A 246-nucleotide genomic window follows, 5' to 3' on the forward strand; every position below is an offset into this window, starting at 1 on the left:
GGCTGGGGATATAGGATTTGAACCTATGCATGACGGAGTCAAAGTCCGTTGCCTTACCGCTTGGCTAATCCCCATTATGTATTTAACAGGGCGATCGCTGGGCCTTAATCCCACGAATACCGTAGCCACAATTCGGTACGTTATTCCATTCGTCACGACCACCATAATAATAAAACTGGTGGAGGATGATGGATTCGAACCACCGAACCCGTAAGGGAGCAGATTTACAGTCTGATGCGTTTGGCC

General features: G+C 48.4%; 1 tRNA gene. It reads right to left on the reverse strand.

Features of this window, described 5'->3' with window-relative positions:
- Nucleotides 1–2 precede the first annotated feature (2 nt).
- Nucleotides 3–74: transfer RNA gene (locus tag G9G57_RS25495), tRNA-Gln, on the reverse strand.
- Nucleotides 75–246: the final 172 nt, after the last annotated feature.

Origin of the sequence: Paenibacillus sp. EKM211P (assembly GCF_011066175.1) — a bacterium.
In the GTDB taxonomy this organism is placed as follows: domain Bacteria; phylum Bacillota; class Bacilli; order Paenibacillales; family Paenibacillaceae; genus Paenibacillus; species Paenibacillus polymyxa.